This window comes from Thermodesulfovibrionales bacterium (genome assembly GCA_026417875.1).
Lineage (GTDB): Bacteria > Nitrospirota > Thermodesulfovibrionia > Thermodesulfovibrionales > CALJEL01 > CALJEL01.
The window spans coordinates 1-823 of the sequence record JAOACK010000118.1; the positions used below are offsets into that span (position 1 = coordinate 1).

The 823-nt window shown below is 39.4% G+C and carries 2 protein-coding genes; one reads left to right on the top strand and one right to left on the bottom strand.

All coding sequences use genetic code 11. The features are described 5' to 3' along the window. Positions 1–504, top strand: a 504-nt coding sequence (locus N2257_10725; protein MCX7794858.1) for a proton-conducting transporter membrane subunit, incomplete at its 5' end; no start/stop codon positions are given. Between the two features lie 116 nt (positions 505–620). On the opposite strand, the gene N2257_10730 is transcribed toward N2257_10725, so the two are convergent. Beyond that, on the bottom strand, positions 621–823 hold a 203-nt coding region (locus N2257_10730; protein MCX7794859.1), incomplete at its 5' end, for a hypothetical protein.

Here is an 823-nt window from a genome sequence, read left to right on the forward strand (position 1 = left end):
CTTAACCCCATAGGAATTAATGGAGCAATTCTACAGATGATCAATCACGGCATTGTCACCGGGGCACTCTTTATGTGTGTTGGGGTAATCTATGATAGAACCCATAGCAGAGCTATAAATTACTACGGTGGTTTAGCTACCACCTTTCCCCTTTATGCTGCCCTTTTTATGATCTTCACCTTAGCAAGTATTGGGCTTCCTGGAACCAACGGCTTTGTTGGAGAATTCTTGATTCTACAGGGTGCTTTCATGAAGGATAAAGCCATGGTTATCTTTGCAGCTACAGGGGTCATCATTGGTGCAGCCTATATGCTCTGGCTCTATCAGAGGGTCTTTTTTGAAAAACCAGTTAGTGGTGTTTTTAACCTTCCTCCTTTGAGATGGAATGAGCTTCTTTCCTTAATACCTATGGTCCTGTTGATATTTCTTATCGGTCTTTATCCCAACCCGTTCCTAGATTTTATGAAAACTTCCGTATCAAAAATACTTGCTAATATTCCCTAAGGAGGGATATCTGTGGTCACCCTCAGTCTAAACTTTGGATCTCTAGCCTTAGAGCTTTTTTTTCTGCTTAGTGGGATTTTTATCTTTATGATTGATCGCTTTATAAAGAGCAAGAGCTATGCCTTTTGGCTCTCGTTTTGGGTCATCTTAGGTTCTATGGTTTTTATCCTATTCATTCCCTTTGGAGACTTCACCAGGGCCTTTAGAATAGATTTTTTCTCCTCTTCTATTAAGTTTCTACTATTAATTGGCTTTTTCTTTGTTCTTCTTTTATCCGATACCCATTTAAATAACTTTCCAGGTCTTAACTTTGGTGAGT